Here is a 17,825-nt window from a genome sequence, read left to right as displayed (position 1 = left end):
GCGCGGCTCACTGACATTCCGAGGCGCTCGCAGGCCTTCACCAGAAGAATATCCCGAGATCGAGACAACTCATGTTCAACAAGATCCTGATTGCCAACCGGGGCGAAATTGCGTGCCGCGTCGCGGCAACCTGCAAGCGGCTCGGCATTGCAAGTGTGGCTGTTTATTCAGACGCGGACGCCGATGCAAAGCACGTGAGCGCTTGCGATGAAGCCGTACATATCGGCGGAGCGACCGCGGCGGAAAGCTATCTGCGCGTGGCGCGCATTATCGAGGCGGCGCGCGCAACCGGCGCACAGGCCGTGCATCCCGGCTATGGCTTCCTGTCGGAGAACGAAGACTTCGCGCATGCATGCGAAGCCGCCGGCATCGTGTTCATTGGACCGCCGGTTGAAGCGATCGCGGCAATGGGCTCGAAAGCCGCAGCCAAGGCGTTGATGCACGCGGCGGCGGTGCCGCTCGTTCCCGGTTATCACGGGGATGATCAGAACCCCGAACTATTGCATCGCGAGGCGGATGCGATCGGCTATCCGGTGCTTCTGAAAGCCAGCGCGGGCGGTGGCGGCAAGGGCATGCGTGTGGTCGAGCGCAGCGAAGACTTCCTCGCGGCGCTCGCTTCGTGCAAGCGCGAGGCGGCGAGCAGCTTCGGCAACGATCGAGTGCTGATCGAAAAGTATCTGACGCGGCCGCGTCACGTCGAAGTGCAGGTCTTCGCGGATCGTCACGGCGGCGCGGTTTATCTGTTTGACCGTGACTGCTCGGTGCAGCGGCGTCATCAGAAGGTACTGGAAGAAGCGCCCGCGCCGGGATTGTCCGCGGAAATCAAGCGCGAAATGGGTGAGGCCGCAGTGGCCGCCGCGCGCGCGGTGAACTACGTCGGTGCAGGTACCGTTGAATTCATCATGACGGCCACGGGCGATTTCTATTTCATGGAGATGAACACGCGCTTGCAGGTCGAGCACCCGGTCACGGAAATGATCACGGGTCAGGACCTGGTGGAATGGCAACTGCGTGTGGCCGCGGGCCAACCGCTGCCTCTCACGCAGGATCAGTTGAAGATAGACGGCCACGCAATCGAGGCGCGCATTTACGCCGAACATCCGGCGCGCGGGTTCCTGCCTTCGACCGGCACGCTCAAGCATTTGCGCATGCCTGAAGGCGTGGAATTCGCGATCCATGCGGCCGCGGGCGAGGGTCGCAAGGCGCCCGTGCGCATCGACAGCGGCGTGCGCGAGGGCGACACCATCACGCCGTTCTACGATCCGATGATCGCGAAGCTGATCGTACACGGCGCGACGCGAGAGGAAGCGCTCGCGCGAATGAGCCGTGCGCTGCACGCGTGCGAGGTGGTCGGTCCGCACACGAATGTCGAGTTTTTGCAGCGCATTGTCGAGAGCGAGCCGTTCGTAACGGGCGATCTCGATACGGGCCTGATCGAGCGGCATCACGAGGCGTTGTTCGCCCCTGTAAAGAAGCCGTTCAAGGAAGCGCTCGCGCTCGCGTGCGCCGCGCTGCTCACGCGCGAAGGCGGCACCGCGCACGGCGCGTCGCCGTGGGACGCGTTATCGCACTGGCGCCTGAACGGCGGCTTTACGCAAACGCTAGGCTGGCTCGCCATCGAAAACAGCGGGGAAAGCGGCAACGCGTTCACAGTCGCTTTTGCACGCGACGGCGCGACACAAACGCTCGAACACGACGGCGTGCGCGAAGCTTTCTCATGGTCCAGCGGCGCGGGCTTGCACGAATACCGCGCGACGATAGGCGATGCGCGCGCCACGGGTCGTGTGTTTATCGACGGCGATACGTTCCATGTGTTCTGTCTCGGTCACGCGCTGGCGTTCGAGTGGCAGAACCTGCTCGCACATGCCGCGGATGCCGAACATGGCGAAGGCCGCTTGACCGCGCCGATGCCCGGCAAGGTCATCGCGGTGCTGGTGGAGCCGGGCGCGGTGGTGGAGAAAGGCACGCCGCTCATCGTGATGGAAGCGATGAAGATGGAGCACACGATCGGTGCACCGGCAGCGGGCACAGTGTCCGAGGTGCTGTATGCGGTAGGCGATCAGGTCGCCGACGGTGCGCAGCTTCTGGTGCTGGACGTGCAATAAGCGCGATCTTTCCGGCCGCGCAGAAGAAGCACGAAGCCTCAGCCGAGGCGCGTGTATCCCGCCGCGCGCGCCTCGTTTTCCAGTTGCTCAATGCGTTCGTAGTCGTCGAGCGGCAGCGTGGAAAAGCCCTGCAAACGCAGGCGTCTTGCGCGGTCGGGACGCAGTGCGAGCGCTTCGTTAAGCGCCTCGCGCAGCGCTTCCACCGTCGCGGCGGGCACCGTGTCCGACGCAATGAGAGGCAGACCCGGCGAGGCCGCCGTCATGCCGATGCGCCTGACCCGCCGTGCGAGTTCCGGCATTTCATCGCAGACAAAAGCGAACGTCACACAATCTATCGCGGCGACGTCCGCGCGATTCTCCGCGACGGCCCGTAGCGAGCCGACATGCGAACCGGTACGCACCGCAGCGCGGAAGAACGCACCTTCATGGGAATGCGGCGCGACCGCGTGACGTAGCGCATTCATGCCGCTATTCGAATCGTCCTGGTTGTAGGCGACGCGTGCACCGCGGCACGACGCGAGCGTGTCGAACGGCGCATCCGCGCGCGTGACGAGCACGCTCGCGTAGTGCGCGCCTTCGCAACCAGGCGCGTCGAAGCGCGGCGTGGCGATCAACTGCACCTGTTCGCGCAAGCCGTGCATCAACGGATAGCCGCAGGTTTGCGACATCAGCAGATTGGGCCGACGCCAGAAGCCGTGCAATTCTTCGTCGGGCTCGACGATGCGGCACGCGGGCTTGACCATGCGCAGCACGTCGGAGAGCCACCCGCGCCACTCGGTTTCGAGCGACGGCGTGACGTTGTACATCGGCAGGGCGGCGATCCAGGTCATGACACGGGTCTTGCATACCTATTTGGCTGACTAATGCATGATCATACGGAATTCGTCGACACCCAGCCGCACGGGTTCGCTCGGCGTGAACGTCCACCTTTTCGCGGCCACGGTGAGAATCTCGCGTTGCGCGCCTTCGAATGCGAGCAGTAGGTCCCTTTTTCGCGCGCTTGCCGCGCCGCAATAGGCGATCAAGGCATCCGCGCTCACTTCGAAAATCTGCGCCCGGTCGTCGCAGCACACCCTGAACGCGACCGTCGCGCACTCCGTGACACAGGGCCGGAATCCTTCATCCACATAAACCGACATGGCGACCTCCTTTCGCGCGCGCGCCTGAGTTGTCAGGATGACAAGCTGTAAGCCGCCGGTATGTGGGAGAGCCAGCATTCGCGGTGAAATCGGCCAGCCGCGGCGACACGTGCGCTGCTGAGGTCGTCTTTTGCGGCGCGCAACGTTTGGTAACCGGTGCGATTTTTCTCCCCGCTGTTCGAGCGTTCGCCCGGTGGCGGGCTGGCTACACTCGCCTCATTCAGATCTATCGGGACGAGGACAGAGAGGATGAATACCAGGCAGTCAAGCGAAGCGGGACGACGCGGAATACGGCAACTCGTGCTGGCTACCGCCATCGGGATGGTCTTCACTCTGCAAGGATGCGCGACTTCGCTGGAGACGTTCGGACTGGGCGCGGGCGTCGGAATTGTCGGCGCGTTCAGTCTGCTGGGTTGCGCAATAGGCTGCCATTAACGCAGCCGAAGTAGACCGGTTCAATAAGTCGACCCGTTTGAAGCATATGAAACGGGAAGGAAAATTAATTAATTGAAATAAAGGCGGTGCGCTGGTTAAGCGGAGAAAGATTAAGAAAGTGAATCTGCTTTACGATGGATTGACTTCGCCCGATTCGCTCATTAGATTACGCAACGTTCGGTTCTTTTCTCTAAGTCTCCACGCAGGGAAGGCCGTTGTGCCGGACTCGGGGCTATGTGTTCTCACATAGCCCTCAATTATTTGCGCATTAATTGGTAATGCTAATGGCGTGGTAATTTTAAAACACCTTTATTGAATTTTTATTTAGTCGATGTATGCTGCGCGTCCGTAATGCTTTTCTGGAACGTGAATAAAGGAACAAGGATGAAAAAGACAGCATTGACTTCGGCGTCTCTCGCATTGCTCGTCGCGGCGGGGTCCGCGCATGCACAGAACAGCGTGACGTTGTACGGCGTGATCGACGCGGGCATCGGCTATGTGCATAACGCCGATTCAGGCAGCAACCTCGCGGGCATGATCAACGGCAATCTGAGCGGCGACCGTTGGGGCCTGAAGGGGCAGGAAGAACTCGGCGGCGGTCTGAAGGCGATCTTCACGTTGGAAAACGGCTTTGACGTCGGTACGGGCAAGCTCGGTCAGGGCTCGCGCGAGTTCGGCCGCCAGGCATTTGTCGGGCTGACCGGCGCCACTTGGGGCACGGTGACCGCCGGCCGCCAGTACGATCCGATCGTGGACATGGTGCAGGGCGTCACGGCCGACAACTTCTTCGGCTCCGCGTTTGCAACGCCGGGCGACGTCGACAACAACGACAACAGCGCTCGCGTGTCGAACGCGGTCAAATACGTGTCGCCGAACTACGGCGGCCTGCAGTTCGAAGGCCTGTATGCATTCAGCGGCGTCGCGGGTCAGGCGGGCCAGGGGTATACGTACAGCGGCGCCGTGTCGTATTCGAACGGCCCGTTCTCGCTGGCCGGCGGCTATCTGCGCGCGACCAACGCATCGGCGACCGCCGGGCGCACGAGTTGGGCGAGCAGCACGACCGATTCGATCTTCGACAGCCACATCAACGACGGATACGTGTCGGCGAAGTCGATCAGCATCGCGCAGATCGGCGGCCAATACGTGGTAGGCCCCGTCACGCTGGGCGCTTCGTATAGCAACACGCAATTGAAGAGCGATGCCTCGTCCGCCTTCTCGGGCACTGAGAAGTACAACAGCGGCAAGGCCTTCGTTACCTATCAGGCGACCTCGGCACTCGTCGCGGGTGTGGGTTATGCGTACACCGCTGCATCGGGTGACACGTCGGCGCATTACCATCAGGTCAGCATTGGCGCGGACTACAACATCTCGAAGCGCACCGACTTCTACGCGGTCGCGGCCTACCAGCACGCGAACGGCACGCAGCGTCTCGCGGACGGCACGACCCAGGACGCGCAAGCTTCGATCGGCTCATATGGCTACAACGGCACCGATTCGCAAGCGCTCGCGATTGTCGGTATCCGTCACAAGTTCTAATGAGGCTGGTTCTGTTGTAGCGAGCGGCAAGCCGCTTCGGCGGCTCGTTGGCGACAAATCAATTGAAGACCCGGTCATCTCGCGGCCGGGTCTTTTGTGTTGCGCTGCGAAAGCGCGTGAGGCCATCCAGAACTAAGACCCGGCATCGGCACGCAAGCGCTCATCGCGCGACGTAAGCAGAGCGGGCAGTTGCGCAAAGGAATCGATCGTCGCGTCGCACTGCAACGACGCTGGGCCATCCGGCCCGCCATACCCATAGCTCACGATGAACACCGGCATACCGGCCGCTCGCGCCGCGCTTATGTCGACCGGTGAATCGCCGACCAGCACGCTGGACTCCACATCCACGTCCAGCAATCGGCAAGCGTGCCATAGCGGTTCGGGATGGGGCTTCATGCGCTCGATCGAATCGCCTGCAACCAGCAGGTCGAGATCATTCGCGAGCCCTGTCATCAGCAACAGTTGCGCGGCCAGCGCCTCCGGTTTGTTGGTAACGCATGCAAGCCGGTAGCCGAGCCGTCGAAGTTCTCGCAGACCCGCAGCGACGTGCGCGAACACATGGCCATAGTTGCCATTGGTCTGTTCATAGTGCCGATGAAAAATCGGCAACGCTTCGCTCATATCTACTTGCCGGTCCAGCGCCGCCGCTTCGAGCGTGCGTCGAACGAGGTTCGGAACACCTTTGCCGATAAAGCTGCTGACCGTGTCGAACGGCAACGGCGCCTGACCGAAGTCGGCGAGCATGCGGCTCACCGCTTCGACGATATCCGGCGCGGTGTGAACCATCGTGCCGTCGAGGTCGATCAGCACGGCACGCGTTCGCGTTAGCGCTTGCGGCGAGAAAACCGGCTGCTTGCTCATACGGCAGCGGCCTCGTTCAACGCATTGCGGTGCCAGCGGCGCAACGTGTCGAGATCCACCCATGCGGGCCACTGGCCTTTCGTTGTGGATGGGATCGGCGCATGCGGATCGCCGAGATGAGGCAACACGGCTAACGCTCCGTCGAAAGAATCCTGCGATGTGTACGCGGTCGGTGTCACGACAGTCGGTACGAGTGCCGCCCGCGCCGCCCGCAGACCGTTGGCGGAGTCCTCGAACGCTAAGCAATTTGCGCCTTGCAGGCCGAGTTGCCGAAGCACGTCGAGGTAGACATCGGGCGCAGGCTTCTTGGCCTGCGTGGTGCCCGCGTCGCAGATCGCAGCGAAACGGCTGCGCCATTCGGGGCCGAAAGGGCCCTGTAGAAGCGCGTCGAGATTCGCCGGCGTGGTGGTCGTTGCGATTGCCACGGGAATGGAGGCCTCGGCGGCTTCGTCGATCAGCCGCGCAATGCCGGGCCGCAACGGCAATCCGCCGTTGCGCACGCGTGCCGCGTAATGACGGGTCTTGATCGCGTGCACTGTGTCGATGACGCCGCTCACGCCCGAGCCTTCGGCTTCCTGCGGATCGGCGATGCGCCAGTAATGCAACAGACGCTCCTTGCCGCCCGCTACCCTGAGAAGACGCGCGTAGAGCGCTTCGTCCCAGTGCCAGTCGAGACCGGCTTCCGCGAATGCCGCATTGAACGCGTGCAAGTGCGCGCTTTCGGTATCGGCAAGTGTGCCGTCCACATCGAAGATCAAGGCTTGCATGAGCCAGTCCTCTTCATGTTTGCAGAGCGGCGTCATGCATGTCGCCGGTGTGCAGTCACGATAGCGGAGCGGGACGGTGAATTGAACTCAGAGTTTCTTTGGACCTCGATAACCGATCCTTTAACGATCCTCAGCGCCGCGGGCGTGCGGCATGAGCATAGGCAACGCGCTATTGCGTCACGCACGCGGCAGTTGCAGGCCGGTGACGAAGTACGCGTGAAGTCCATGCGCGAAGCGCTTGAGCCGGGTGACGATCGACTTGTTCGCGCGCGTCAGGCCGTTGTATCCGAGCACCGCGGGTATCGCGACAAAGAGTCCGAACGCGGTCATGATGAGCGACTCGCCGACCGGTCCGGCAACATGATCGATCGATGCCTGTCCCGCTTCGCCGATCACGATCAGCGCATGATAAATGCCCCACACCGTGCCGAACAGGCCGACGAACGGCGCGGTGCTGCCGATCGAAGCCAGCACCGCGAGACCACTTTGCATATGGGCGATGATGTCGTCGATGGTGCCCTGCAAGCGGCGCGCGATCCAGTCGGACACGCCGATGCGGTCTTGCAGATGCGGCCTGTTTTGCCGATGATGAGCCGCGGCCTCCGCAGCGGCCACAGCAAGCGCCAGAAGCGGATTGTCGCGCAGGACCGCCGCCGATGCGTCGCCACTGTAGCCCTCGAGGCCACCCAGGTCCCTGAGCCCGTGCTCGAAGCTGTCCGCTTGCCAGAACAATGCGTCGGTGCGGCCGGTCACACGCTTGATGCGCATGACATGCCACAGCTTGACGACGATGACCGTCCACGACAGGATGGACATGATGAAAAGCGTGCCGAGGATCGAGCGTGTGACGAGATCGCCGCTCTGCCAGACATTCGCGACACCATAGTGCTGCATACCGTTTCCTTCAACTCGCGCCGCATGAGAGGCGAAAAGCAGGCTACCAGCAGGCTTCAAGCAGTCGACGTGCGCCGCATCGTCGAGTCTGCGCGTTCATTCTCCGCTGCCGGGCGGCGTTTTAGAACGGCTACTGCGGTTGCCGAGTCAATTCGGGAAAATCTCCTGCCCGCTCTGCGTTGTCAAACGTTCCCTTAATGAACTACTTTGCTTGAATGCCGGGCTTGCGCGGCACAGCGCTTTCACAACGGAGCACAAAAATATGCTGGAGACACGCGTTCGTAAAGCAACAGGGGGACGACCCATTGTTTTAGCCGCGGCTGCCGCGGCTGTCTTTGCCGCACTCGCGGCGGCCCCGGCGCAAGCCGCGGCGCCAACGGCCTATGTGACGAGCGAGAAGGCCGGTGTGGGTGTGATCGACCTCGACAAGATGACGCTAACGACGACATTTCCTGTCGGTGAGGGCGGCCCGCGCGGGTTGAGCCTGAATGCGGACGGCTCTCGCCTGCTGGTGGCCAACAAGAATACCGGCGACCTCGCCGTGATCGATACGGCTTCGGGGGACGTCGTGCAGCGCGTGAAAATCGGCAAGAATCCGGAGTTTGTGCGCGTGCACAACGGCTACGCGTACGTCACGTACGAGCCGGGTGAAGACGGCGGCCCGCCCGCCGCGAACGCGCAGCCCGGCAAGCCGGCTAACGAGCCAGCCAACAAGCCGCACGCCGACGACGATGACGATGCGAACAAGCCGCCCGCCGAGATTGCGATCGTCGATATGAAGACCTGGCGCGTGGTGCGTTCGGTGACGAGCGGTCACGAAACCGAGGGCATTGAGTTTTCACGCGACGGCAAGAGCATGCTCGTCACGAACGAAGGCGACGACACGGTCTCCGTCTATCACGCGCGAACGGGCGCGCCGCTCAGGACCGTGAAGCTCGCGGCAGGCGGGCGTCCGCGCGGCATCCGCTTGTCGCCGGATGGCAAGGAATACGTGGTCACGCTCGAGTCGTTGAGCAAGCTCGTCGTAATCGACGCGCACACGTTCAAGGTCGTCCGAACCGTGGATACCAAGCTCGGTCCATACGGCGTGGCGTACGGTCCGGAGGGCAAGAGGCTCTTCGTCGCCGCGGCGCGCGACAAGACGGTCCAGGTGTTCGACGGCCACAGCTACGAGCATCTCGCCGACGTTCCCGTTGGGCAACGCTGCTGGCACTTCAGCTTTACGCCGGACGGCGCGAAACTGCTGGTGGCCTGCGGGCGCTCCGACGCGGTGTACGTGCTCGACGCGCGCAGCTATCAGCCGATTACGCAGATCGGCCAGTTGCCGCTCGCATGGGGCATCGTTACCTATCCGCATAGCGACGGCTCGATCGAATCGCGCTGACTGTCGTTCATGCGCGAGGCGATGACGAGTCCATCATGTGTCACCGCCTCGCGTATGCATCGTGTCGCATCGTGTCATTTCCACGCATAGCGCAGGCCGACCCAGAACCCGCGCGGCGCGCCCGGGCCGACGAACTGCTCGTTGCTGGGGTTCGCGCCGTCGAACGTATGGTTGGGGCCGTTGAAGAAGTTCTCTCCTAGCGTGCCGAAGCTCGCATAGCGCTTGTCGAGCAGGTTCGTGATGTTCGCGAAGACCTGCAACTGTTTGGTGACCTGATAGGACGTATCCAGATCGATCAGCAGATAGCCGGCGATCTTGCCGTTCACGTCCTGGTTGTTTTCGTCGCCCTGCGCATAGATGCCGCCGCGCCACGTGAGGTTCGCGCCAACCTTCCACTTCGCGGTGGCTGCATAGTCGAGCTGCAGCTTGACCGTGTTCGCCGGAATTCCGGGAAGATGGTCGCCGGGCTTCACGTCGATGTTGCCGTTCGCGTCCGCGCTCGAATTGCTTGGGCTGCTCTCGGTCCAGGCCGACTGGTAGGTTGCGTCGATATAGCTGTAGCTTGCCGTCACGGCGAGCGGACCCAGCTGGCTGCGCCCGGCTAGCTCGAAGCCTTGCCGACGTGTGCGGCCGACGTTCTGGAAGAAGCCCCGATTGCTCGCCGCGCCGTTGCTGCTGATGAACTCTATGTCGTTGTCGAGCGTCGTTCTATAGACGGCGGCGCTCCATGTCGTCGCCTGGCCGACCCGTCCGCGCGCGCCGAACTCGAAGGTCTTCGAGATCACCGGTTGCAGCGCCGGGTCGGACACGAAGTCGTTCGGCAGCGAGCAGGGCGCGGCGGGGTCCGCGCAGGCGAGTTCGATCGCGGTGGGCGAGCGCATTCCTTCGTTATAAGTGGCATAGGCCGTGAATGCCGAGGTCGGATTCCAGTTGATTCCGACTGCCGGATTGAATCGGGAAAACGTATGGTGTCCGTTCAGTTGCGGCTGAAGGCCGCTTGAGTCGCCGATGGTGGCATCGGCCCAGTTGTAGCGTCCCGCAAGCGTCAGCGCCCATTGCTTTGTCAGCGACAACGTGTCTTGCATGTAGATGCCGTAGTTGCCGTTATGCGTTTTCGCCGCGGTCTGCTGGGTGAAATCGCCGATGCCGACTGTCGCGCGCGAGTCGGTGAACACCGCGTCTTGCGACGATTCCGTGTAGCGCGAATTCGCGATGTCCGCCGACACGCCGGCCACGAACTGGTTCTCCATGCCGCCGAGTTTGCCGAGCAGCGTGAGCTGCAGGCTCGCGCCGTAGCTCTCGGTCGAGACCACTGATTTTTCGTTGGTCGCCTGCGTGGTGTCGACGTCGCCGTCGTCCCCGATGGAGCCGAAGTTCGGATTGGTGTTGCTGCTCAGGTTGCTGTTGCGGAAATGCCGGTAGTACACATTGCCGCTCAGTTCTACGTTGTCGTTGAAGTAGTGTTCGCCGGAGAGCGTCAGGTAGCCCGCCGTGTTCAGGTTCTGGTCGGGATACGTGTAAGGCTGCTTCGGGTTGCCAAGAAACGAGCGCGGAATGGTCTGCGTGCCGTGCAGATCGTTGTCCGCGCCGCCCGCCGACAGTGACAACGTTGTGTCCGCATCGGTATAACGCAGCTTGCCGAAGATCTGGCGCACGCGGCTTGCATTCTGCTCGGCCCAGCCGTTGTCGTTGGCCACGTTGCCGGTCACGTAGTAGTCGAGGTTCTGCCCGATCGTGCCGCCTTGTTCGATCTGCGCGGTCTTGCGGCCCCAGGAGCCGAGCGCCACCTCGGCCTCGCCGCCGGGGCTCGTCTTGCCGTTCTTCGTGGAGATCGCAAGCGCGCCGCCGAGCGTGTTCAGGCCATAGGTCGGATTGGAACCCGGGATCAGTTGAATCGTGTCGATGGCTTGCTGTGGCAGCACGTCCCAGTTGACCACGTCGCCGAACGGCTCGTTCACGCGCACGCCGTCGACGAACACCGAAATGCCTTGCGGTGTGCCCAACAATGGCGACGCAGTGAAGCCGCGATAGTTGACGTTCATCTGGTACGGATTGCCTTGCGCGTCGGCGATATCGACGCTCGGCAGATTCTTCGCGAAGTAATCGGTGAGCGTGCTGCGGTGCTGCTGCGCGATGTCTTGCGCGTGGACCGTTTGCACATTGGCCGGCACCTGCGCGAGCGGCGTGCCGATACCGAGAAGCGGCGTGGTGCCGACTACCACGACGGGCGCGAGCGTGATTGTCGCTCCGTCCGCAGCCGTCTCGGCAACTTCCGCCGATGCCGATGCCGAAGCCGATGCCGATGCCGAAGCCGAAGCCGAAGCCGAAGCCGAAGCCGAAGCCGAAGCCGAAGCCGAAGCCGAAGCCGAAGCCGATGCCGAAGCCCCCACCGCTGGTTGCGCGTCAGCCCACGCGCCGACCGAAATGCTTGCAAGCGCGCTGCCGAATCCAAGCGTAAGGCCGGCACGCCGCCGCAGTTTGAGCACGGTATTGGCGCGGCGCACGCGTGATGCGATATTCATTATTCTGTCTCCTGCCGGGGCGACGCTTTCTTCATGGCGCAGCCGCGTTGCGGCATGCGTAGCGCTTTCTTTCAAGGTGTGCAAAGCTTCGCATGCGCCATCGCGCGGAAGCTCGGGAGCTTTTCCCGAAATCGCGAGGAAGCGTTCCCTAACTCGTTGCAACCAGACTTCGTGTCCGACCGGCCTGAGTAGAATGCAAACGTGATGTCGAGCGATTCCCCGAAACCTTCCTCAGCGCGCCGCGATCCGCCGCATTCGACGGTTCCGCGCGATCTCGCATGTGTGCTCGCGCTGACTACGCTCGCTGCCGTGCTCAGCTCGGTGTTCGATGCAAGCGAGCGCGCCTATCGCTGGACGCGAGGTCTGGAGCGCTTCCAGCTCGACGAATTGCCGGGCACGCTGTGCGTGCTTGCTATGGGCCTCGCCTGGTTCGCGTGGCGGCGCTATCGCGAGACGCGCCGCGAGCTTGCGTATCGGCGCGCGCTCGAGAAACAGGCCGAACGCCTGCTGGCCGACAACCGGCGTCTCGCCAATCAGGCGTTGCAGGCGCAGGAGATCGAGCGCCGTCATCTCGCGCGCGAACTGCACGATGAACTCGGCCAATACCTGAACGCAATTTCACTCGACGCGGCGCGCATCCGCGATCTGTCGGCGGCGCGCGAGCCGGAGGTTCATCGCATATCGCTCGGTCTGATGCAGAGCGCGAGCCATGTGTACCGGCAGATCGGCGGCATGATCCGGCGGCTGCGGCCCATCGGTCTCGACGAATTCGGCTTGCCGAGCGCGCTCGAACATTGCATCGACGGCTGGCGCGAGCGGCTGCCCGATGCGTCGTTCTCGCTGACGATAGAAGGCGATTACGCGGGGCTCAGTGACGCGTTGACCATTACGCTCTACCGGCTCGTGCAGGAAGGGCTGACGAACGTCTCGAAGTTTGCACGCAACTCGCGCGTGGAGGTGTTCATGGTGCGCGCGCCGCGCGAGGCGCACATATCGGAAGAAACTGCAGAGGCGAACGAACCGATCGACGAAATCGTCGTGACCATGGCCGACGACGGCCCCGGCGTCGATCTCGATGCACCGCGCGACGGGCTGGGTCTGATCGGCATGCGCGAGCGCGTCGAGGCGCTCGGCGGCGAGTTTCATGTGGCGAGCAAGCCCGAAGGCGGCTTCCTGTTTTGCGCGCGCGTGCCCGCTCAGGCGGGGCTTGCGGAACCCGTGAACTGAAGACCGAGGCGGCTTGCCATTTGCGCGAGTTGAACACCGTTGTCGGCGCCGAACTTCTGCCGGATTACGGACTGGTGATTGGCCACCGTCTTCTGGCTAAGACCGAGTTTTTCGGCGATGCTAGGCAGCGTGTAACCCTGTACGAGCAGACGCAGCACCTCGAATTCGCGCGCGGATAACTGCCGCCCGGGCGGGCCTTCGCTGAATGCGTTGCGCAGCGCGAGCGCCTGCGAGATGTCGGGGCTCAGATAGCTCGCGCGCCTTGCGATGGTGCGAACCGCTTCCACGAGCACATCGGGCGCGCTGGCCTTGGTCACATAGCCGAGTGCGCCGGCGTCGAGTGCGCGGCGCACGAAAATCGCTTCTTCATGCACGCTGAAAATCAGCACCCGGGCATCGGGCTCGCGCGCGAGCATGCGCCGCATCGCCTCGATGCCGCTTGCTCCCGGCAGCGACACGTCCATCACGACGACATCGGGCCGCAGCGCACAGAAGCGCTGATAGGCGAGCGTGGCGTCGGCCGCCTCGCCGCACACGTGCACGTCGGCATTCACTTCGAGCAGACGCCGGTAGCCTTCGCGCACCACGGCGTGATCGTCGACGAGCAACACTGAAATTTCCGCCCCTGCCATGCTCAGCCTCCATGCAACGCGGTCGATCAGAGTTCGCACTTCAGCGCGTAACTCCGGTTCCCTGCAGTACCGTCTCCTGCAACTTACTTGCAATCGCCGCCGTCTTGCGGCTTATCCGCCGCTTGCGCCGCCAGAAGCTTGCGCGAGTTCGCGTCGTTACGAAACAGGATCGGTTGCTCGCGCGGTGTGCTTGCCATTGCCGCCAGGCGCGTCACGTTCACCACTTTTTCATGCGACGGCGACTTGTCGCAAACCGGGTCGGCATTGGCTGCGTCGCCGGTGAGCAGATACGCCTGGCAGCGACAGCCGCCGAGATCGCGCTCCTTCTCCTCGCAACTGCGGCACGGCTCCTTCATCCACTGCAGACCGCGAAAGCGGTTGAACGCGTCGCTGTGGTACCAGATCTCGCGCAGCGGCATTTCTTTCACGTTTGGCAGCACGAGTCCGGGCAGACCTCGCGCGGCGTGACACGGCAGCGCTGCACCGTCGGGCGCCACGCCAAGGAAGACCGCGCCCCAGCCGTTCATGCAGCGCTTCGGGCGTCGTTCGAAGTAGTCAGGCACGACGAAGAAGATCTTGCACCGGTCGCCATGCGTGCGTCGGTAACGCTCCACCACGGCTTCCGCTTCTTCGAGCTGCTCGCGCGTCGGCATCAGTTGAGCCTGATTGTGGTGCGCCCAGCCGTAGTACTGCGTGTTCGCGAGCTCCAGATACTCGGCGCCCATCGCGAGCGCCATGTCGATGATCTTATCGACGTGCGGAAGGTTGTAGCGATGCAGCACGCAGTTCAGCACCATTGGAAAGCCGTGCCGCTTGATCGACGCGGCAACCCGCTGTTTGAGATCGAACGTGCGCGTGCTGCTCAGAAAGTCGTTGAGTTCCTGTGTCGAATCCTGAAACGACAACTGGATGTGATCGAGGCCGGCTGCCTTCAGATCGCCGAGGCGCTTGTCAGTCAAACCGACGCCGGAGGTGATCAGATTCGTATAGAACCCTAGCCGCCGTGCTTCTTCGACGAGCACTTCCAGATCGTCGCGCACTAGCGGTTCACCGCCCGAAAACCCGAGTTGCGCGGCGCCGAGCGCGCGCGCGTCGCGCAGCACGCCGAGCCATTGCTCGGTGCTGAGTTCACGACTGTGGTCGGTGTAGTCGACCGGGTTGTAGCAGAACGCGCAATGCAGCGGGCAGCGGTAGGTCAACTCCGCGAGCAGCCACAGCGGCGGCGCGACGCCGTCCGGCACGGCTTGAGACCGTGCGTCGGCAACGGGTTGCGAAAGGTCGGTCATCGCGCTACTCCAGCCATCCACGTGAATGCGCTTCGGCGACGAATGCGCGCACTTCGGGACCGAGTCCGGTGGCGTTGAACGCCTGCTCCAGATCGGCAATCAGCGCCTTCATGTCGCGCGTGCCGTCGCACCGTTTGAGAATCTCCGCCGCGCTCTGGTTGAGCTTCACCATCCCTTCCGGATAGAGCAGCACGTGAGCGTCTTGCGCCGGTTCCCATTGCAGGCGAAACAGCTTGTTGAGCGCGGGACGTTCCGCGTTGGACATGTCGTTCATTGCGGAAAAGCCTTTTCGATCGAGTCCAGCATGGTCCACAGAATGTCGAGCTTGAATTGCAGAATTTCGAGCGCACGTTCCTGCTGTTCGCGACGCGTGAAATGGTCGAGCGTGACTTCGAGACCGTGCTCAACGTCGCGCTGCGCGAGCGTAATGCGTGAGCGGAAATAAGCAAGGCCGGAAGCTTCGATCCACGGATAGTGTTCGGGCCAGCTTGCGAGCCGGTCGCGATGCACCTGCGGCGCGAACATTTCCGTCAGCGACGAACACACCGATTCCTGCCATGGCGCACGGCGCGCGAAATTCACGTACGCGTCGACGGCAAAGCGCACGCCCGGCGTCACATGCTTGAGCGACCACAGTTCGTCGCGCGATAGGCCGACCGCGTCGCCAAGACGCGCCCATGTTTCTATGCCGCCTTCCTCGCCGCCGTAGCCGTCGTGATCGAGAATGCGCAGCACCCAGCGGCGGCGCGTCTCGCGATCCGGACAGTTCGACAGCACCGCCGCGTCTTTCAGCGGAATATTGATCTGGTAATAGAAGCGGTTCGCGACCCAGCCGCGAATCTGTTCGCGCGAGCAGCCGCCGCTATTCATCTTCACATTGAACGGATGGTGAATGTGATACGCCGTGCCCTTCGCGCGTAGCTGCGCTTCGAATTCCTCGCGCGTCCAGGCTTCGCCGCCGGGCTTTTCGCCGCCGTGCTTTTCGCCGCCGTGCTTTTCGCCGCCGTGCTTTTCGCCGCTCTGGGCGGCGTCGCGCGGTGCTGTGCTCAAGGTGTCTTTCGCGTTCATGCGATCTCCGGTTCGTGCGCCGTCAATGCTTCTTGCGCGCGCTTCATAGTTCGAACGTCATGCCGTCGTACGCAACTTCAATGCCGTGCTCCGTGAGGATGCGGCGCTCGGCACCATCCTCGACGAGAATCGGATTCGTGTTGTTGATGTGGATGAGTACCTTGCGGACCTGCAGCCCGGCAAGCGAGTCCAGTACTTCGATCATGCCACCGGGGCCGGATTGCTGCAGATGACCCATATCCGCCGCGGTTTTCTTCGAGAGGCCGAGGCGGATCATTTCATCGGCGGTCCACAGCGTGCCGTCGACGAGCAGCAGATCCGCGTCGCGCATCGCATCGAGCACGTGTGTTTCGATCGCGCCGAGGCCCGGTGCATAGAACACGCGATTGCCTGTTTGCCGGTTGGTGATGACGAGCCCGATGTTGTCGCCGCGCTCCGGCGCGTTGCGATGCGGCGAGTAGGGCGGCGCCTTGCTGGAGAGCGGCAACGCGTGGATCTCCAGGCCGGGTAGCGCGTCGACGGCGAGCGGCGCGCCGTCCAAAGCGATGCGGCAATGTTCGACGCCGCAGTAGTGCGAGAGCATCGGCGCGATCGGAAAGCCGCTCGTCAGGTCTTGCCAGACGGCATCGGTCGCGTAGAGCGGCAGCGGCGTGTCGCGCTCGCGCAGCATCAACAGGCCGGTGACGTGATCGATCTGCGCGTCGATGACGAGCACCGCGGCAATGCCGCTGTCGCGCGCGCGTCGAGCCGGTTGAAGTTCGGGGTTTGCGGCAATTTGTGCGAGCAGATCGGGCGACGCATTGACGAGCAGCCAGTCCTCGCCGTTCGCGCTGATCGCAATCGACGATTGAGTGCGGCGCGTTGCCTTCAGCGTGCCGCGCCGCACGCCGTCGCAATTGCGGCAGTTGCAGTTCCATTGCGGAAAGCCGCCACCCGCCGATGAGCCCATTACCTTGATTTTCATGCCGCGCGGCGCAACGTGCGCCCCTCGTGAGTAGATGGAAGGAACATTGCCGCGAGCGCGTGGGCCACGTGCTCGCGCAACGCGGGATCGCTTGCCAGGTGCCCCGCACGTACGCATTCGACGTGCGCGGCGGGCACGGCCCGTGTGAGCCGCCGCAGATTGACCGGCGGACACACCGGATCGCGCGAGCCGTGCACGGCGGCAAGCGGCACACCGGACGCAGCGGCGAGGCGCGCGAGCGACAGCAGCCGCGTCTCTCCAAGCCAGCAGCGATGCGTCAGGTAATGAGCCTGAATGCGGTATTTGTCGACCAGCTTGCGGCTTTCCTTGTGTGAACTTCTGGCTGGCACGAGCTTGCGTCGCGCGCCAGCACTGGCCAGCACCGCGTTTTCATAGCCGCGCCACGCGAGCGCGAGCGCCCGCTGCTGCGCGTCGCTCGCGCCGCCGTGTTGCAAGCGGGCGGCGCAGCGCGCGAGCAATCCGGCAGGCAGCGTGCAACCCGCGGCGGCACACAGCTTCGTCCATGCATGCGGAGCGCGCTTGCGCGATGTGACGAACAGGCCGCGAACCTCGCGCGCCGATGTGAGAAAGAGGCCGCGCAGCACCACGCCCGTCACCGATTGCGGATGCCGCCCCGCATACGCGAGCGCGAGAGCCGCGCCCCACGAGCCGCCGAGCACGCCCCACCGTTCTATGCCGAGCCGTACGCGCACTGCTTCAATGTCTTCGATCAGCCGGTCGGTGCGGTTATGGCGCACGCCGCCGCGCGGCGTCGAGCGTCCAGTGCCGCGCTGATCGATCAGCACGACTCTGAAGCGCGTCAAGTCGAAGAGCCGCGTTGCGTCGGGCTGGCTGCCGCTGCCGGGACCACCGTGCAATACGACGACCGGCACGCCGCCGGCGGCTCCGGCAACCATGAACGACACGCACTGGGCTTCGCGCGTGCGCAGCGCGTGCACAGTCGGCGGCGCTGGCGGCGAGCCGTGCTGCGGGCGCATGCGTGTG

At 63.4% G+C, this 17,825-nt stretch carries 16 protein-coding genes; 4 read left to right on the top strand and 12 right to left on the bottom strand.

The genetic code is table 11. The features are described 5' to 3' along the window. Positions 1-71: 71 nt before the first annotated feature. On the top strand, positions 72-2,105 hold the full coding sequence (locus JMY24_RS16290) for an acetyl/propionyl/methylcrotonyl-CoA carboxylase subunit alpha (protein ID WP_201702432.1): 2,034 nt from the start codon (positions 72-74) through the stop codon (positions 2,103-2,105). A gap of 38 nt (positions 2,106-2,143) precedes the next feature. On the opposite strand, the gene JMY24_RS16285 is transcribed toward JMY24_RS16290, so the two are convergent. Beyond that, complete coding sequence (locus JMY24_RS16285; RefSeq protein ID WP_128596562.1) at positions 2,144-2,935, bottom strand: phosphate/phosphite/phosphonate ABC transporter substrate-binding protein; 792 nt, start codon at positions 2,933-2,935, stop codon at positions 2,144-2,146. 30 nt (positions 2,936-2,965) lie between these two features. Continuing rightward, positions 2,966-3,244, bottom strand: a complete 279-nt coding sequence (locus JMY24_RS16280; protein WP_128596563.1) for a DUF1488 family protein — start codon at positions 3,242-3,244, stop codon at positions 2,966-2,968. An 819-nt stretch (positions 3,245-4,063) separates the two neighbouring features. On the opposite strand from JMY24_RS16280, the gene JMY24_RS16275 reads away from it, so the two are divergent. Further along, entirely contained in the window at positions 4,064-5,215 is a 1,152-nt protein-coding gene (locus JMY24_RS16275; RefSeq protein WP_128596565.1) for a porin, read from the top strand. A 132-nt stretch (positions 5,216-5,347) separates the two neighbouring features. Here JMY24_RS16275 and gph read toward each other — a convergent pair whose 3' ends face one another. The 3 genes from gph to JMY24_RS16260 all read right to left on the bottom strand — a co-directional run bounded on the left by gph (position 5,348) and on the right by JMY24_RS16260 (position 7,737). Further along, positions 5,348-6,076 carry a phosphoglycolate phosphatase gene (gene gph, locus JMY24_RS16270; protein WP_128596566.1) on the bottom strand — a complete coding sequence of 243 codons (729 nt, stop codon included), beginning with the start codon at positions 6,074-6,076 and terminating at the stop codon, positions 5,348-5,350. Next, positions 6,073-6,843, bottom strand: a complete 771-nt coding sequence (locus tag JMY24_RS16265) for an HAD family hydrolase (protein WP_128596576.1) — start codon at positions 6,841-6,843, stop codon at positions 6,073-6,075. Before JMY24_RS16265 ends, gph begins: the two co-directional genes overlap by 4 nt. A 177-nt stretch (positions 6,844-7,020) precedes the next feature. Continuing rightward, positions 7,021-7,737, bottom strand: a complete 717-nt coding sequence (locus JMY24_RS16260) for a MotA/TolQ/ExbB proton channel family protein (RefSeq protein ID WP_128596567.1) — start codon at positions 7,735-7,737, stop codon at positions 7,021-7,023. Between the two features lie 262 nt (positions 7,738-7,999). Between JMY24_RS16260 and JMY24_RS16255 the strand changes: the two genes are divergently transcribed. After that, entirely contained in the window at positions 8,000-9,121 is a 1,122-nt protein-coding gene (locus JMY24_RS16255; RefSeq protein WP_201702431.1) for a YVTN family beta-propeller repeat protein, read from the top strand. 74 nt (positions 9,122-9,195) lie between these two features. Here JMY24_RS16255 and JMY24_RS16250 read toward each other — a convergent pair whose 3' ends face one another. Next, positions 9,196-11,643 carry a TonB-dependent receptor gene (locus JMY24_RS16250; RefSeq protein ID WP_128596569.1) on the bottom strand — a complete coding sequence of 816 codons (2,448 nt, stop codon included), beginning with the start codon at positions 11,641-11,643 and terminating at the stop codon, positions 9,196-9,198. Positions 11,644-11,847: 204 nt separating this feature from the next. Between JMY24_RS16250 and JMY24_RS16245 the strand changes: the two genes are divergently transcribed. Then, positions 11,848-12,870, top strand: coding sequence for a histidine kinase (locus JMY24_RS16245; RefSeq protein WP_128596570.1), 1,023 nt, complete (start codon positions 11,848-11,850; stop codon positions 12,868-12,870). On the opposite strand, the gene JMY24_RS16240 is transcribed toward JMY24_RS16245, so the two are convergent. The 6 genes from JMY24_RS16240 to JMY24_RS16215 form a co-directional block, all read right to left on the bottom strand. Next, complete coding sequence (locus JMY24_RS16240) at positions 12,840-13,502, bottom strand: response regulator (protein WP_128596571.1); 663 nt, start codon at positions 13,500-13,502, stop codon at positions 12,840-12,842. The genes JMY24_RS16245 and JMY24_RS16240 overlap by 31 nt on opposite strands. A gap of 83 nt (positions 13,503-13,585) precedes the next feature. Beyond that, positions 13,586-14,788, bottom strand: coding sequence for a pyrroloquinoline quinone biosynthesis protein PqqE (pqqE, locus tag JMY24_RS16235; protein ID WP_128596572.1), 1,203 nt, complete (start codon positions 14,786-14,788; stop codon positions 13,586-13,588). 4 nt (positions 14,789-14,792) lie between these two features. Continuing rightward, complete coding sequence (gene pqqD, locus JMY24_RS16230; protein WP_128596573.1) at positions 14,793-15,062, bottom strand: pyrroloquinoline quinone biosynthesis peptide chaperone PqqD; 270 nt, start codon at positions 15,060-15,062, stop codon at positions 14,793-14,795. Continuing rightward, positions 15,059-15,856, bottom strand: coding sequence for a pyrroloquinoline-quinone synthase PqqC (gene pqqC / locus JMY24_RS16225; protein WP_128596574.1), 798 nt, complete (start codon positions 15,854-15,856; stop codon positions 15,059-15,061). The genes pqqD and pqqC overlap by 4 nt, the downstream gene beginning before the upstream one ends. Positions 15,857-15,899: 43 nt before the next feature. Next, positions 15,900-16,820 (bottom strand): pyrroloquinoline quinone biosynthesis protein PqqB, encoded by a 921-nt coding sequence (gene pqqB / locus JMY24_RS16220; protein WP_128596575.1) that lies wholly within the window; start codon positions 16,818-16,820, stop codon positions 15,900-15,902. Next, a complete protein-coding gene (locus JMY24_RS16215; RefSeq protein ID WP_201702574.1) occupies positions 16,817-17,818 on the bottom strand; it encodes an alpha/beta fold hydrolase in 1,002 nt (333 codons plus the stop codon). The genes pqqB and JMY24_RS16215 overlap by 4 nt, the downstream gene beginning before the upstream one ends. Between the last annotated feature and the right edge of the window lie 7 nt (positions 17,819-17,825).

It is taken from the genome of Paraburkholderia kirstenboschensis (assembly GCF_904848585.1).
Lineage (GTDB): Bacteria > Pseudomonadota > Gammaproteobacteria > Burkholderiales > Burkholderiaceae > Paraburkholderia > Paraburkholderia kirstenboschensis.
Note: the sequence above shows the minus strand (reverse complement) of the source record. Positions and strands in the feature narration are given on the sequence as shown.

What these genes read in the sequence shown, in the direction of transcription:
- JMY24_RS16290 (WP_201702432.1), top strand. Translation starts at nt 72, where the DNA reads ATGTTCAACAAGATCCTGATTGCCAACCGGGGCGAAATTGCGTGCCGC.
- JMY24_RS16285 (WP_128596562.1), bottom strand. Translation starts at nt 2,935, where the DNA reads ATGACCTGGATCGCCGCCCTGCCGATGTACAACGTCACGCCGTCGCTC.
- JMY24_RS16280 (WP_128596563.1), bottom strand. Translation starts at nt 3,244, where the DNA reads ATGTCGGTTTATGTGGATGAAGGATTCCGGCCCTGTGTCACGGAGTGC.
- JMY24_RS16275 (WP_128596565.1), top strand. Translation starts at nt 4,064, where the DNA reads ATGAAAAAGACAGCATTGACTTCGGCGTCTCTCGCATTGCTCGTCGCG.
- gph (WP_128596566.1), bottom strand. Translation starts at nt 6,076, where the DNA reads ATGAGCAAGCAGCCGGTTTTCTCGCCGCAAGCGCTAACGCGAACGCGT.
- JMY24_RS16265 (WP_128596576.1), bottom strand. Translation starts at nt 6,843, where the DNA reads ATGCAAGCCTTGATCTTCGATGTGGACGGCACACTTGCCGATACCGAA.
- JMY24_RS16260 (WP_128596567.1), bottom strand. Translation starts at nt 7,737, where the DNA reads ATGCAGCACTATGGTGTCGCGAATGTCTGGCAGAGCGGCGATCTCGTC.
- JMY24_RS16255 (WP_201702431.1), top strand. Translation starts at nt 8,000, where the DNA reads ATGCTGGAGACACGCGTTCGTAAAGCAACAGGGGGACGACCCATTGTT.
- JMY24_RS16250 (WP_128596569.1), bottom strand. Translation starts at nt 11,643, where the DNA reads ATGAATATCGCATCACGCGTGCGCCGCGCCAATACCGTGCTCAAACTG.
- JMY24_RS16245 (WP_128596570.1), top strand. Translation starts at nt 11,848, where the DNA reads ATGTCGAGCGATTCCCCGAAACCTTCCTCAGCGCGCCGCGATCCGCCG.
- JMY24_RS16240 (WP_128596571.1), bottom strand. Translation starts at nt 13,502, where the DNA reads ATGGCAGGGGCGGAAATTTCAGTGTTGCTCGTCGACGATCACGCCGTG.
- pqqE (WP_128596572.1), bottom strand. Translation starts at nt 14,788, where the DNA reads ATGACCGACCTTTCGCAACCCGTTGCCGACGCACGGTCTCAAGCCGTG.
- pqqD (WP_128596573.1), bottom strand. Translation starts at nt 15,062, where the DNA reads ATGAACGACATGTCCAACGCGGAACGTCCCGCGCTCAACAAGCTGTTT.
- pqqC (WP_128596574.1), bottom strand. Translation starts at nt 15,856, where the DNA reads ATGAACGCGAAAGACACCTTGAGCACAGCACCGCGCGACGCCGCCCAG.
- pqqB (WP_128596575.1), bottom strand. Translation starts at nt 16,820, where the DNA reads ATGAAAATCAAGGTAATGGGCTCATCGGCGGGTGGCGGCTTTCCGCAA.
- JMY24_RS16215 (WP_201702574.1), bottom strand. Translation starts at nt 17,818, where the DNA reads ATGCGCCCGCAGCACGGCTCGCCGCCAGCGCCGCCGACTGTGCACGCG.